This window comes from Streptococcus panodentis (assembly GCF_017884005.1).
GTDB lineage: Bacteria > Bacillota > Bacilli > Lactobacillales > Streptococcaceae > Streptococcus > Streptococcus panodentis.
In genome coordinates, this window is the sequence record NZ_QFAY01000017.1 from 1 (window position 1) to 13,245 (window position 13,245).

14 protein-coding genes and 1 tRNA gene are annotated in these 13,245 nt (G+C 48.2%); 14 read left to right on the forward strand and 1 reads right to left on the reverse strand.

What is annotated here, in order from left to right; translation table 11 throughout:
* Nucleotides 1-82: 82 nt before the first annotated feature.
* Nucleotides 83-156 (forward strand) — tRNA-Asn (locus DHL47_RS08310).
* A gap of 425 nt (nucleotides 157-581) precedes the next feature.
* Here the strand turns inward: DHL47_RS08310 and DHL47_RS08315 are convergent.
* Complete coding sequence (locus DHL47_RS08315) at nucleotides 582-1,946, reverse strand: aspartate kinase (protein WP_209551544.1); 1,365 nt, start codon at nucleotides 1,944-1,946, stop codon at nucleotides 582-584.
* 254 nt (nucleotides 1,947-2,200) lie between these two features.
* Between DHL47_RS08315 and DHL47_RS08320 the strand changes: the two genes are divergently transcribed.
* The 13 genes from DHL47_RS08320 to DHL47_RS08380 all read left to right on the forward strand — a co-directional run bounded on the left by DHL47_RS08320 (nucleotide 2,201) and on the right by DHL47_RS08380 (nucleotide 13,055).
* Complete coding sequence (locus DHL47_RS08320) at nucleotides 2,201-2,992, forward strand: enoyl-CoA hydratase (protein WP_209551545.1); 792 nt, start codon at nucleotides 2,201-2,203, stop codon at nucleotides 2,990-2,992.
* 145 nt (nucleotides 2,993-3,137) lie between these two features.
* Nucleotides 3,138-3,572: a fatty acid biosynthesis transcriptional regulator FabT gene (gene fabT / locus DHL47_RS08325; RefSeq protein ID WP_128835393.1), complete on the forward strand. Its 435-nt coding sequence runs from the start codon at nucleotides 3,138-3,140 to the stop codon at nucleotides 3,570-3,572.
* Nucleotides 3,572-4,546 carry a beta-ketoacyl-ACP synthase III gene (locus DHL47_RS08330; protein WP_209551546.1) on the forward strand — a complete coding sequence of 325 codons (975 nt, stop codon included), beginning with the start codon at nucleotides 3,572-3,574 and terminating at the stop codon, nucleotides 4,544-4,546. The genes fabT and DHL47_RS08330 overlap by 1 nt, the downstream gene beginning before the upstream one ends.
* Before the next feature lie 56 nt (nucleotides 4,547-4,602).
* Complete coding sequence (locus DHL47_RS08335) at nucleotides 4,603-4,827, forward strand: acyl carrier protein (RefSeq protein ID WP_002893611.1); 225 nt, start codon at nucleotides 4,603-4,605, stop codon at nucleotides 4,825-4,827.
* 136 nt (nucleotides 4,828-4,963) lie between these two features.
* Nucleotides 4,964-5,938, forward strand: a complete 975-nt coding sequence (gene fabK / locus DHL47_RS08340) for an enoyl-[acyl-carrier-protein] reductase FabK (protein WP_128835395.1) — start codon at nucleotides 4,964-4,966, stop codon at nucleotides 5,936-5,938.
* The gene (gene fabD, locus DHL47_RS08345; protein ID WP_128835397.1) at nucleotides 5,931-6,851 is read left to right on the forward strand and encodes an ACP S-malonyltransferase; all 921 of its coding nucleotides are present in this window, start codon (nucleotides 5,931-5,933) and stop codon (nucleotides 6,849-6,851) included. Before fabK ends, fabD begins: the two co-directional genes overlap by 8 nt.
* A gap of 11 nt (nucleotides 6,852-6,862) precedes the next feature.
* Nucleotides 6,863-7,597 (forward strand): 3-oxoacyl-[acyl-carrier-protein] reductase, encoded by a 735-nt coding sequence (gene fabG / locus DHL47_RS08350; protein WP_128835399.1) that lies wholly within the window; start codon nucleotides 6,863-6,865, stop codon nucleotides 7,595-7,597.
* Between the two features lie 55 nt (nucleotides 7,598-7,652).
* Nucleotides 7,653-8,885, forward strand: coding sequence for a beta-ketoacyl-ACP synthase II (gene fabF, locus DHL47_RS08355; RefSeq protein ID WP_128835402.1), 1,233 nt, complete (start codon nucleotides 7,653-7,655; stop codon nucleotides 8,883-8,885).
* A 6-nt stretch (nucleotides 8,886-8,891) separates the two neighbouring features.
* Entirely contained in the window at nucleotides 8,892-9,389 is a 498-nt protein-coding gene (accB, locus tag DHL47_RS08360; protein WP_209551547.1) for an acetyl-CoA carboxylase biotin carboxyl carrier protein, read from the forward strand.
* Entirely contained in the window at nucleotides 9,386-9,808 is a 423-nt protein-coding gene (gene fabZ, locus DHL47_RS08365; RefSeq protein WP_002896886.1) for a 3-hydroxyacyl-ACP dehydratase FabZ, read from the forward strand. The genes accB and fabZ overlap by 4 nt, the downstream gene beginning before the upstream one ends.
* A gap of 18 nt (nucleotides 9,809-9,826) precedes the next feature.
* A complete protein-coding gene (locus tag DHL47_RS08370) occupies nucleotides 9,827-11,194 on the forward strand; it encodes an acetyl-CoA carboxylase biotin carboxylase subunit (protein WP_209551548.1) in 1,368 nt (455 codons plus the stop codon).
* 230 nt (nucleotides 11,195-11,424) lie between these two features.
* Nucleotides 11,425-12,288, forward strand: a complete 864-nt coding sequence (gene accD, locus DHL47_RS08375) for an acetyl-CoA carboxylase, carboxyltransferase subunit beta (RefSeq protein WP_128835409.1) — start codon at nucleotides 11,425-11,427, stop codon at nucleotides 12,286-12,288.
* Entirely contained in the window at nucleotides 12,285-13,055 is a 771-nt protein-coding gene (locus DHL47_RS08380; protein WP_128835411.1) for an acetyl-CoA carboxylase carboxyl transferase subunit alpha, read from the forward strand. Before accD ends, DHL47_RS08380 begins: the two co-directional genes overlap by 4 nt.
* Nucleotides 13,056-13,245: the final 190 nt, after the last annotated feature.

Genomic DNA, 13,245 nt, shown 5'->3' on the forward strand with positions numbered 1-13,245 from the left:
CCGAACACAGCAGTTAAGCCCTAGAACGCCGGAAGTAGTTGGGGGCTGCCCCCTGTGAGATATGGAAGTCGCTTAGCTTTTTTCCGCCATAGCTCAGTTGGTAGTAGCGCATGACTGTTAATCATGATGTCGTAGGTTCGAGTCCTACTGGCGGAGTATTGAAAAAGAGGTTATAGTTACCTCTTTTTTCTTGTTCTAAAGTTTTTGGCATTTGATACTCATCAAAAATCAAAAAGCAGTCACGGAATTCCTTCGGGGAATGAGCTCTGTTACTGATGCCTTAACATACTGTTTTCAGACTAAATGACTATAAATGTTTTTTATCAGATCCAGAGCAAGGCGATACGGAAACCCGTTTATTCAGTTTTTCCAAAAGAGACATCTCTCTGTAGGTAAGGGTGTAGTCATCATGGGAGTCTGTTTCACTCTCAATGGCCCGGGCTAGACTAAGAAGAAAACCTTGTCTTCTTAGTCCAGCTTCTAACAATCCGAATGAAGCGACAAAGTCGGTTGTTTACAGCCTCATTAGCTAGCTAAGGCAATCTTGACTCAAAACAGAATTTTTGAACCAGCTTCGTCCGTTATTTTTCTGTTTTTGGTTCAAAAAAGGCACGGTAAAGGGCTCGGATAGCTGCTTTTTCCTGTTCTTTATTGACAACGAACATAATAGAGACTTCGCTTGAACCTTGTGACATCATCTGAATGTTAATTTTGTTTTCTGACAGGGCCTTGGTTGCAGTTGCTGTAACCCCGATACGGCTTTTCATTTTTTCGCCGACAATCATGATAATAGAAAGGTCATGCTCGATTTCGGCGTGGTCAACCTCAGCTTTCTGGAGCAGCTGGCGAAGGATCTCTTCTTCTTTGATTGGTGTCAGTTCCCGTTCGCGCAGGATAATGGAAAGGTCGTCAATTCCTGTCGGCATATGCTCCCAGCCGATATTGAGTTCCTCAAGAATTTGCAGAACTTTTCTACCAAAGCCGATTTCCCGGTTCATCAGATATTTGGACATATTGATGCTGACAAAGCCGGCATCTCCGGCAATTCCAACAACAGGGAGATGTTCACTGCTGTGCTGATGGACGATTCTTGTTCCTGGATGGTCGGGATTGTTGGTGTTTTTGATAACCAGAGGGATTTTGCCGCGATAGGCTGGAAGCAAGGCTTCATCGTGCAAAACGGTAAAGCCGGCATAGGCCAATTCCCGCATCTCCCGATAGGTCAGCTCGGAAATAGAGTGGGGTTTATGGACAATTCCCGGGTGGGCAGCAAAGATGCCGTCAACATCAGTGAAGTTTTCGTATATATCTGCTTTGACACCTGCTGCAATAATGGAACCGGTGATGTCGGATCCGCCGCGTGAAAAGGTGCAGATTTGCCCATCTCGGGTAACGCCAAAGAAGCCTGGGATAACTAGAACTTCCTCAGAATTGTTTAATTCTTCGATTTTATCATAACTGGATGGCAGGATGCGCGCATTGCCGGGTTCGCTGGAAACGAGAAGACCAGCTTCCTTTGGATGGATATAGCGGGCAGGAAGGCCGTTTTGGCTGAAAAAGGCTGCAATCAGTCGGGCGTTATTGTCTTCACCGGCAGCTAGAAAGCTGTCATAGAGAAATTCATTGTCATCAATAGGGAGGCTTGCCAGCGAGAGGATGTTTTTTGAAATTCTCTCAAGAACGGAGGCTTTGAGTCCCAGCTCTGTGACGATATCTGAATAGCGCTGGATGATCCACTGCTGATGCGGAGCCAGATCGTTTCCGGCCAGATAATCGCGGTAATACCGTATCAGGGCATCGGTCACTTTCATATCGCTGCCATCCCGCTTTCCTGGAGCAGAGACAACGACAAAGCGGCGTTCTTTATCCGACTTGACGATATTTAGGACTTTTTGTAACTGGGTTGCAGAAGCAAGCGAACTTCCGCCGAATTTTACGACTTTCATAGTGGCTCCTCATTCTTATTTAGAAAATTATAACAAAATTCTGAAAATTTTTCAAACGGGATTCTACTTCATTTTTTTGAACGATTTCAGAGATTTTTTAAGCAAAATCCGAATATAATTTCATTTTTTATGATTTTTATTTTCTTTGTCTTCAATTTTATGATACAATAAGTTACGAGTTATAATTTGATTATCAAATTATTTAATCATAAAACAAAAACGGCTGCTGTGGTTCGGCCGGGAATGGAGTTCGAATGGCTTTTAAGGGTATTCTCTACAATGTGACTGACGAGGTAGCAACGATTACTTTCAATCGTCCGGAAGTTTCCAATGGTTTTAATATCCCCATGTGCGAGGAAATACTGGAAGCGATAGAGCTGGCGGATAAGGACGAGTCGGTAAAATTTTTAGTCATCAATGCCAATGGTAAGGTTTTCTCTGTCGGCGGTGACTTAGCAGAGATGCAGCGGGCAGTCGGTGAGGATGATGTCCAATCACTGGTAAAAATAGCTGAGCTGGTTAATGATATTTCATTTGCGATGAAACGCCTGCTGAAACCAGTGATTATGAGTGTGGATGGTCCAGTCGCCGGAGCGGCGGCCAATATGGTTGTGGCTGCTGATTTCTGTATTGCTACGGAGAAATCCCGCTTTATTCAGGCCTTTGTCGGTGTCGGTCTGGCTCCTGATGCGGGGGGGCTCTATCTGCTGACCCGTGCTATCGGTGTGACCCGGGCGACCCATCTGGTCATGACAGGTGAGGCTCTGACAGCTGAGAAGGCGCTTGATTACGGCTTGCTCTACAAGGTCTGCGAAGCTGAAAAGCTGACCAAAACGACAGAGCAGCTCCTCAAGAAGCTGAAGCGCGGTTCGGCCAATTCTTACAGTGCTATGAAGCAAATGGTCTGGAAGAGCCTTTTCAGCGGCTGGCAGGAATATGCCGAGCTGGAGCTGGAACTGCAGAAATCTCTGGCATTCACAGAAGATTTTAAGGAGGGTGTTCGGGCTTATTCTGAAAAGCGCCGGCCCAATTTTACTGGTAAATAGTGTTCAATGACGTGTTCTTTTAATATTTGTGCAAAAGCAATAGAAAATTATTTGAAAATCAAAATATTTTTCAAAAAGACTTGCAAAATGCTGTCCTATCTGATAAAATTTGATTGTCAAAGTATTTTTCAAGGAGGTGTAGAGTTTGGATTTCCAATTAGTAAACGATTATTTAACTTCGATTTTTAATAACGTCTTGGTTATTGAAGAATCGAGCCTCCGAAGCAGCCGTTTCAATGATGTTTCTATCAAAGAAATGCATACCATTGATGTGATCGGCTCAACCCCCAATGCAACTCCCAGTGATATTTCAAGGGAACTGATGGTGACTCTGGGGACTGTCACGACCAGCTTGAACAATCTGGAGCGCAAGGGCTATATTGAACGTCGCCGTTCAGAGGTTGACCGCCGTGTAGTGCATCTGAGTTTGACAAAGAATGGGCGGCTTTTGTATCGTCTTCATAAGCGCTTCCACAATCGCATGGTGATGCAGGTGATTGACGGGATGAGCTCTGAGGAGAGACAGGTGATGCAAAAGGGCCTGCAAAATTTATATAGTTTCCTAGAGGATTTGAAATAATGAACTATGCTAAAATTAGCCAAGTGGCTCATTATGCTCCCAGTCAGGTCATCACCAATGACGATTTGGCCAAAGTGATGGATACCAGCGATGAGTGGATTTCAAGCCGGACAGGAATTAAAAAGCGCCATGTCTCGGTAAATGAATCAACCAGTGACCTGGCAGCCAAAGTCGCCGAGCAGCTGCTGAGTAAAGCCGGCATCTCTGCCCGGGAGCTGGACTTTATTATCGTTGCAACGATCACGCCGGACTCTCTCATGCCTTCAACGGCTGCAAGGGTGCAGGCCAAGATTGGTGCAGCTAAGGCCTTTGCTTTCGATCTGACCGCAGCCTGCAGCGGCTTTGTCTTTGCTCTGGCAGCCGGCGAGAAGTTTATTGCTTCCGGCCGCTATCAGAAAGGATTGATTATCGGCAGTGAAACTCTCTCCAAGACAGTGGATTGGTCAGACCGTTCAACGGCTGTTCTCTTTGGAGACGGCGCGGGCGGTGTGCTGCTGGAACGTGCTTCAGAGCAGCATTTTCTGGCAGAAAGTCAGTTTACAGACGGTTCCAGAGGCGACAGTCTGACCTGCGGGACAGTTGGTTTAGCTTCTCCTTTCTCTGATAAGGAGGAGAATCAGATCTACTTGACTATGGACGGCCGGGCTATTTTCGATTTTGCTATCCGTGATGTTGCCCAGTCTATCAAGCAGACGATTGAGGACAGCCCAGTCACAGCAGAAGAGATTGATTTTTTGCTGCTGCATCAGGCCAATATCCGTATCTTGGATAAGATGGCCAAGAAGCTTGGGGTGGCAAGGGAGAAATTTCCGGCCAATATGATGGAGTATGGCAATACCAGTGCGGCCAGTATCCCCATTTTATTATCTGAGTGTGCAGATCAGGGTCTGCTCAAACTGGACGGCAGCCAGACAATTTTACTGTCAGGTTTTGGCGGAGGTTTGACATGGGGCACGCTTATTGTTACAATTTAGTTAATCATGTGGAAACACAATGATAAAAAATATTTTATTTTTAAAGGAGTCTATCCATGGCAGTATTTGAAAAAGTACAAGAAATTATCGTTGAAGAACTCGGTAAAGAACCATCAGAAGTGACACTTGAGTCTACTTTCGATGATCTTGAAGCAGATTCACTGGATTTGTTCCAAGTGATTTCAGAAATCGAAGATGCGTTTGACATCCAAATCGAAACTGAAGAAGGTTTGAACACAGTTGGTGACTTGGTTGCTTACGTAGAAGAAAAAACTAAATAAACAAGGCACTGAGAGTATCGAGAGATATTCTCTCTTGTTTAGGTAATAGTTTGACTGTCAAAGTAAAGAAAATACATCTAGCATGTAGTAGTTTGGAATCAAGCTATTACTTAAGCAATGGTAAAAGGAAGGTATTATGCAAACACGTATTACAGAACTATTGAATATTCATTATCCTATTTTTCAAGGCGGGATGGCCTGGGTCGCTGACGGTGACTTGGCCGGTGCTGTCTCTAAGGCCGGCGGTCTGGGAATTATCGGCGGCGGCAACGCTCCTAAGGATGTGGTCAAGGCCAATATTGATAAAATCAAATCCCTGACTGACCGTCCTTTCGGTGTCAACATCATGCTCCTGTCTCCCTTTGTGGAAGACATTGTGGATTTGGTCATTGAAGAAGGTGTTAAGGTCGTGACCACTGGGGCCGGCAATCCAAGCAAGTATATGACCCGTTTCCATGAAGCCGGCATCACGGTGATTCCGGTTGTGCCAAGTGTGGCTCTGGCCAAGCGGATGGAAAAGATTGGTGCGGATGCGGTTATTGCTGAGGGAATGGAAGCCGGCGGCCATATCGGGAAGCTGACCACGATGTCTCTGGTCCGTCAGGTTGTCGAGGCTGTCTCTATCCCGGTCATTGCGGCCGGCGGTATCGCTGACGGCTGCGGTGCAGCAGCTGGCTTCATGCTGGGTGCAGAAGCTGTGCAGGTAGGGACTCGCTTTGTCGTTGCCAAGGAATCCAACGCCCACCAAAATTATAAGGACATGATTCTCAAGGCCCGTGATATTGATACCACCATCTCTGCCCAGCATTTCGGCCATGCAGTCCGGGCTCTTAGAAACAAACTGACCCGTGATTTTGAAAAGGCGGAAAAAGAAGCCTTCAAGCAGGAAAATCCAGACTTGACTGTCTTTGATAATCTGGGTGCCGGTGCTCTGGCCAATGCGGTTGTCCGCGGAGATGTGGAAAACGGATCGGTCATGTCGGGACAAATCGCCGGTCTGGTCAGCAAGGAAGAAACAGTCGAAGAAATTCTGAAGGATATTTACTATGGTGCAGCTGAGAAAATTCAGCAGGAAGCAAAACGTTGGGCAGGAGTAAGCAGAAATGACTAAAACAGCTTTCCTATTTGCCGGTCAGGGAGCACAGTACTTAGGGATGGGGCACGACCTCTGCGAGCAGTATGAAGCAGTCCGCTCCACCTTTGATGAAGCCAGTCAGGTGCTGGGGTATGATGTCCGGGCTTTGATTGATGAGGATGAAGAAAAACTCAACCAAACCCGTTATACCCAGCCGGCTATTCTGACAACTTCGGTGGCAATCTATCGGCTCTTGGCTGAAAACGGCCTCCACCCTGATATGGTGGCCGGTCTCTCGCTGGGAGAGTACTCTGCCTTGGTGGCAGCGGGAGCGCTGGATTTTAAAACAGCGGTCGCTCTGATTGCCAAACGCGGCGCCTTCATGGAAGAGGCAGCTCCGGCTGGTTCTGGTAAGATGGTGGCAGTTCTCAATGCTGACCCGGCTCAGATCGAAGCGGCCTGTCAGGAAGCCAGCTCCTTGGGGGTGGTTTCTCCGGCTAACTACAATACCCCCAGTCAGATTGTCATCGGCGGGGATATTGCAGCGGTAGATCAGGCTGTGGAGCTTTTGAAAGCTGCCGGCGTCAAGCGCCTAATCCCGCTCAATGTATCAGGCCCTTTCCATACAGCTCTTCTCAAGCCTGCCAGTGACAGACTGGCTCAGGCCTTGGAAGCCGTTGAATTTTCTGATTTTGCGCTGCCCTTAGTCGGCAATACAGAAGCAGACATCATGGAAAAGGATAGAATCAAGGAACTCTTGACCCGGCAGGTCATGGAGCCGGTACGCTTTTATGACAGCATTGCAAGGATGCAGGCAGCGGGTGTGACGGATTTTATCGAAATCGGTCCGGGCAAGGTCCTGTCAGGTTTTGTCAAGAAAATTGATAAAACGGCCTCTGTCTGCCAAGTTGAAGATGTTGAAAGTTTCTTAGCACTTCTAGAAAAATAATGAGGATCATCATGGAACTACAAAATAAGAATGTGTTTATTACTGGCTCCGCCCGCGGAATCGGTCTGGCAGTTGCTCATAAATTTGCCAGTGTCGGCGCCAACATCGTTTTGAATGGACTAAGAGAGATTTCCGATCAGGTGCTAGCTGAATTTGCCGGCTATCCCGGCAAGGTTGTGGCAATCAGCGGAGATGTTTCCCAGTCTGAGGACGCAAAACGGATGACAGAAGAAGCCATTGCAGCTTTGGGTTCTGTAGATGTTCTGGTCAATAACGCCGGTATTACGCGGGACAAGCTGATGCTGAAAATGACCGAAGAAGATTTTGAGCAGGTGCTCAAGGTCAATCTGACAGGAACATTCAATATGACACAATCCGTCTTGAAACCGATGACAAAAGCCCGTCAGGGTGCTATCATTAACCTATCTAGTGTCGTCGGTCTGACCGGCAATATCGGTCAGGCCAACTACTCGGCTTCTAAAGCGGGACTGATTGGTTTTTCCAAATCAGTTGCCCGCGAAGTCGCTGCTCGCAATATCCGCGTTAACTGCATTGCCCCCGGCTTTATAGAATCAGATATGACAGATGTCCTGCCTGAAAAGATTAAGGAGGCATCGCTGGCGCAAATTCCTATGAAGCGCTTTGGGAGTCCGGAAGAAGTAGCTGATGTTGCTATTTTCCTAGCCAGTCAGGAATATCTGACGGGTCAGGTTATCACCATTGACGGCGGATTTACCATGCAGTAAGGTTAAAGAGAAAACAGACTGAAGATATTCAATCATCTAAATAAAGGAGCTCAAAATGAAATTAAATCGAGTTGTTGTAACAGGGTACGGTTTAACCTCGCCTATCGGAAATACTCCAGAAGATTTTTGGAATAACTTGAAAGAAGGAAATATCGGCATCCGTCCCATTAGCAAGTTTGATCACAGTGCATTTGATGTTCACAATGCCGCAGAAATTCAGGATTTTCCTTTTGATAAGTATTTTGTCAAAAAAGATACCAACCGCTATGATAACTACACGCTTTATGCGCTCTACGCTGCTCAGGAAGCAGTCAATAACGCTCACTTAGATGTTGAAGCGCTGGACAAGGACCGCTTTGGTGTGATTGTTGCTTCCGGTATCGGGGGAATCAAGGAAATTGAAGATCAGGTAGTGCGCCTGCACGAAAAGGGACCTAAGCGCATCAAACCTCTGACGCTGCCCAAAGCTCTGCCAAATATGGGAGCCGGCAATGTAGCGATGCGCTTCGGTGCAAATGGTATCTGCAAATCGGTCAATACAGCCTGTGCTTCTGCTAACGATGCAATCGGTGAAGCTTTCCGCTCCATCAAGTTTGGCTATCAGGATGTCATGCTGGTAGGCGGTTCAGAAGCTTCTATCACACCGTTTGCAATCGCTGGCTTCCAAGCTCTGACGGCCCTGTCTACGACAGAAGACCCAGAGCGCGCTTCTATTCCTTTTGACAAGGACCGCAATGGCTTTGTCATGGGAGAAGGAGCTGGTATTTTGGTGCTGGAAAGTCTGGAGCATGCTGAAAAACGCGGCGCAGCCATTCTGGCTGAGGTAGTAGGCTACGGCCATACTTGCGATGCCTACCATATGACCTCTCCGCATCCAGAAGGCTTGGGAGCAATCAAAGCGATTAAACAAGCCATTGAAGAGGCAGAGATTGAGCCTAAGGAAGTGGCCTATGTCAATGCCCATGGTACCTCAACACCGGCAAATGAAAAAGGAGAGAGCGGCGCCATTGTTTCCGTTTTGGGCAAAGATGTGGCGGTCTCCTCCACAAAGTCCTTTACAGGCCACTTGCTTGGTGCAGCCGGTGCTGTAGAGGCTATTGCAACAATTGAGGCCATGCGCCACAGTTTTGTGCCCAAAACAGCCGGAACCAAAGAACTGCCGGACTATATTGAAGCCAATGTCATCTATGGCCAAGGAAAAGAGCAGGAAATTCCATACGCTGTTTCCAATACTTTCGGCTTCGGCGGCCATAATGCCGTACTCGCCTTTAAACGCTGGGAGGCTTAATAGTCTATGAATATCAATGAAATTAAAGATTTGATGGCGCAGTTTGACCAATCAAGTCTGCGTGAATTTTCTTATAAGAATCAGAGCGATGAGCTGACTTTCAGTAAGAACGAAGGACAGGCCGCTGCTTCTGCTGTCAGCGCAGTGCCGCAAGCCGCACCGATTCAGGCTCCGGCAGCTCCTGCTGTCCCAGCAGCTTCCGCAGAAATTGCTGGGCCGCTTCCGGCAGAGGAAGCCGCTTCGGCAGACAGCCCAGCTGCAGCAGCCGAAGGTGAGGTCGTTGAAAGCCCTCTGGTTGGGGTTGCTTACTTGGCAGCCGGCCCAGACAAGCCGCCGTTTGTAGCTGTCGGGGATCAGGTCAAGAAAGGCCAGACCCTGATGATTATTGAAGCCATGAAAGTGATGAATGAGGTACCGGCACCGAAAGACGGCCTCGTCACAGAAATTTTGGTCCAAAATGAAGAAATGGTTGAATTTGGGAAAGGGCTGGTACGTATCAAATGATTGATATCAATGCAATAAAAGAAGCACTTCCGCATCGCTATCCCATGCTCTTGGTTGACCGGGTTTTGGAAGTCAGTGAAGATGAGATTGTAGCTCTGAAAAACGTCACGGTCAATGAGCCTTTCTTTAATGGGCATTTCCCTCAGTATCCGGTCATGCCGGGTGTGCTGATTATGGAGGCCTTGGCTCAGACAGCCGGTGTGCTGGAGCTGTCGAAGGAAGAAAATAAGGGCAAGCTGGTTTTCTATGCCGGTATGGACAAGGTTAAGTTCAAGAAGCAGGTCGTTCCCGGCGATCAGCTCATCATGACGGCTAAGTTTGTCAAGCGCCGCGGCACTATCGCAGTGGTGGAAGCTAAAGCAGAGGTGGATGGCAAATTAGCAGCCAGCGGCACCCTGACTTTTGCAATCGGCCAGTAGAGAAGAGGAGATTTCACCATGTTTCGTAAAATTTTAATTGCCAACCGTGGGGAAATTGCGGTCAGAATTATCCGTGCAGCCCGCGAGCTGGGAATTGATACAGTAGCCGTTTATTCAACGGCTGATAAGGAGGCTCTCCATACTTTCTTGGCTGATGAAGCGGTCTGTATCGGACCAGCCAAGTCCACTGATTCTTATCTCAATATGAATGCAGTTCTGTCAGCAGCTGTTTTAACAGGTGCAGAAGCCATTCACCCTGGCTTTGGCTTTTTGAGTGAAAACTCCAAGTTTGCGACCATGTGCGAGGAAGTCGGCATTAAGTTTATCGGACCGTCTGGTGCTGTTATGGACCTAATGGGGGATAAAATCAATGCCCGGACGCAGATGATTGAGGCCAAGGTTCCGGTTATCCCAGGCTCTGACGGAGAAGTTCATACTTCTGAAGAAGCCCTGCAAGTAGCTGAAAAGATTGGCTATCCTGTCATGCTCAAGGCTTCTGCCGGCGGGGGCGGCAAGGGGATTCGCAAGGTCGAAAAGGCTGAGGATTTGACAGCGGCTTTTGAGTCTGCTTCCAGTGAAGCCAAAGCGGCCTTTGGCAATGGTGCCATGTATATGGAGCGGGTCATCTATCCAGCTCGGCACATTGAGGTGCAGATTTTGGCCGATCAGCAGGGTCATGTCGTGCATCTGGGGGAGCGTGACTGTTCGCTGCAGCGCAACAACCAGAAAGTCTTGGAAGAAGCACCGTCTGTGGCTATCGGCAAGACTCTCCGCCAGCAAATCGGGGCGGCTGCCGTTCGGGCGGCTCAATCAGTCGGCTATGAAAACGCCGGCACGATTGAGTTTCTGCTGGACGAGGACAAGGGTGAATTTTACTTTATGGAAATGAACACCCGCGTTCAGGTGGAACATCCGGTGACAGAATTTGTCACTGGTGTGGATATTGTCAAGGAGCAGATCCGAATCGCAGATGGTCAGGAGCTGTCCTTTTGTCAGGACGACATTGAAATCAAGGGCCATGCTATTGAATGCCGAATCAACGCTGAAAATCCTGCCTTTAACTTTGCGCCCAGCCCGGGTAAGATTTCCAATCTTTACCTGCCGAGCGGAGGAGTGGGCCTGCGTGTAGACTCAGCGGTCTATCCCGGCTATACTATTCCCCCATACTATGACAGTATGATTGCTAAGATTATTGTCCACGGGGAAAATCGCTTTGATGCCCTGATGAAGATGCAGCGGGCCCTCTACGAACTGGAAATTGACGGTGTCGTGACCAACAGCGGTTTTCAGCTGGATCTGATTTCCGATTCCAATGTTATTGCCGGCGACTATGATACCGCCTTTTTGATGGAAAAATTCCTGCCGGCTTATCAGGAAAAACAATAAAGAACTTCAAGTGACAGGGTCTTTTCTGATTTCTGCCTGTTCGCTGATTTGTCGGTTTCATACTCTTCCAACCATGTCAGCTCCTGCCGAGTGTGCTGATGATTTTCATTGAGTATAGGCTGCCGGCTTTTACCAATCAAAGACAAGACGCTGGCGTGAAATGAAAAGGCCAGGCTCAAACGATGGGAGTCGTCTGAGCCTCCAAACTTGAAAAGGAGAAAAGGTAAACGATGGCTTTGTTTTCAAAAAAGGATAAATATATCCGAATCAATCCCAACCGGGCGAGTCGCGAGAAACCTCAAGCGAAGCCTGAGGTTCCTGATGAACTCTTTTCAAAATGTCCCGGCTGTAAGCACACCATTTATCAAAAGGACTTGGGGGACGATCATGTCTGCCCTAACTGCGGTTATACTTTCCGTATCTCTGCCTTTGAGCGGCTGCATCTAACAGTGGATGAGGGCAGTTTTGAGGAATTGTTTACAGGGATTGAAACCAAGGATCCCTTAAATTTTCCTAATTATCGTGATAAATTGGCTGCGACCCGCCAAAAGACCGGCTTGGATGAGGCTGTTCTGACTGGAACAGCGGTGATTAAGGGGCAAAAAACTGCTCTGGGAATCATGGATTCAAACTTTATCATGGCGTCCATGGGGACAGTTGTCGGAGAAAAGATCACCCGCCTTTTTGAGTATGCGCTGGAAGAGGAGCTGCCAGTGACGCTGTTCACGGCTTCCGGCGGTGCCCGCATGCAGGAAGGGATTATGAGCCTGATGCAGATGGCCAAGATTTCGGCTGCAGTGCAGAAGCACTCTCAGGCCGGTCTTTTCTATCTGACGGTTTTGACGGATCCGACGACTGGCGGCGTGACGGCTTCTTTTGCCATGGAAGGCGATATTATTCTGGCGGAAACACAGGCCTTGGTTGGTTTTGCAGGCCGTCGGGTGATTGAGTCTACTGTGCGGGAGAAACTGCCGGATGATTTTCAAAAGGCAGAATTTCTGCTGGAACACGGCTTTGTTGATGCGATTGTCAAACGCGGTGATTTGCGGGCGACGATTGGCAGTCTCTTGGCATTTCATGGAGGAGAAGTATGACAAGAATTACTCGGATTATCAAAGAGGCACGTGATCAGGGGCGGATGACTGCACTGGACTATGCGCAGGGAATCTTGGATGGCTTCATCGAGCTGCATGGGGATCGCTCTTTTCGGGATGACGGTGCAGTGATTGGCGGTATTGGAAGCTTAAAGGGCCGTCCGGTGACGGTAGTCGGTATTCAGAAAGGCCGCAATCTGCAGGACAATCTCCGCCGCAATTTCGGTCAGCCGCATCCGGAAGGCTATCGCAAGGCTCTCCGGCTCATGAAGCAGGCTGAGAAATTCGGCCGTCCGGTTGTGACCTTTATCAACACTGCGGGAGCTTACCCCGGTGTCGGTGCAGAGGAGCGCGGTCAGGGAGAAGCCATTGCCCGCAACCTCATGGAAATGAGCAATCTCAAGGTACCAATTATTGCCATTATCATCGGTGAGGGCGGCTCTGGCGGAGCTTTGGCTTTGGCGGTTGCTGACAAGGTCTGGATGCTGGAAAATTCCATGTATGCTGTGCTCAGTCCGGAAGGCTTTGCTTCTATTCTTTGGAAGGACGGCAGCCGGGCCATGGAGGCTGCAGAGCTGATGAAAATCACGTCTCATGAGCTGCTGCAGATGAAAGTGGTGGATAAGGTCATTCCTGAAAGAGGCTTTAATAATCATGAATTGCTGGCAGCTGTCAAGGAAGAAATTGCAGCTGAACTGGACAGCCTTTCACAGCTGCCGCTGGAAGAACTGCTGGAAAATCGCTACCAGCGATTTAGAAAATACTAAGAGGGAGCCGGGAGGCTTCTTTTTTTGTTGCACTCCATTTTCCTCTGATAGTCTTTTCCTTTGCTTTTAGTAGTGGCGGTGGGACAGACGCCCATGATGGCTGCGCCTTCACTCACAGAGGGATGGATCTTTTGGAAGATACCGTATAAGAACTAAATTTTTAAAAATTTAGTTCGTTGTCCCAGCCCCG

Coding starts and splice junctions, on each gene's coding strand:
- DHL47_RS08315 (WP_209551544.1), bottom strand. CDS start 1,946: ATGAAAGTCGTAAAATTCGGCGGAAGTTCGCTTGCTTCTGCAACCCAG.
- DHL47_RS08320 (WP_209551545.1), top strand. CDS start 2,201: ATGGCTTTTAAGGGTATTCTCTACAATGTGACTGACGAGGTAGCAACG.
- DHL47_RS08330 (WP_209551546.1), top strand. CDS start 3,572: ATGAACTATGCTAAAATTAGCCAAGTGGCTCATTATGCTCCCAGTCAG.
- DHL47_RS08335 (WP_002893611.1), top strand. CDS start 4,603: ATGGCAGTATTTGAAAAAGTACAAGAAATTATCGTTGAAGAACTCGGT.
- fabK (WP_128835395.1), top strand. CDS start 4,964: ATGCAAACACGTATTACAGAACTATTGAATATTCATTATCCTATTTTT.
- fabD (WP_128835397.1), top strand. CDS start 5,931: ATGACTAAAACAGCTTTCCTATTTGCCGGTCAGGGAGCACAGTACTTA.
- fabG (WP_128835399.1), top strand. CDS start 6,863: ATGGAACTACAAAATAAGAATGTGTTTATTACTGGCTCCGCCCGCGGA.
- fabF (WP_128835402.1), top strand. CDS start 7,653: ATGAAATTAAATCGAGTTGTTGTAACAGGGTACGGTTTAACCTCGCCT.
- accB (WP_209551547.1), top strand. CDS start 8,892: ATGAATATCAATGAAATTAAAGATTTGATGGCGCAGTTTGACCAATCA.
- fabZ (WP_002896886.1), top strand. CDS start 9,386: ATGATTGATATCAATGCAATAAAAGAAGCACTTCCGCATCGCTATCCC.
- DHL47_RS08370 (WP_209551548.1), top strand. CDS start 9,827: ATGTTTCGTAAAATTTTAATTGCCAACCGTGGGGAAATTGCGGTCAGA.
- accD (WP_128835409.1), top strand. CDS start 11,425: ATGGCTTTGTTTTCAAAAAAGGATAAATATATCCGAATCAATCCCAAC.
- DHL47_RS08380 (WP_128835411.1), top strand. CDS start 12,285: ATGACAAGAATTACTCGGATTATCAAAGAGGCACGTGATCAGGGGCGG.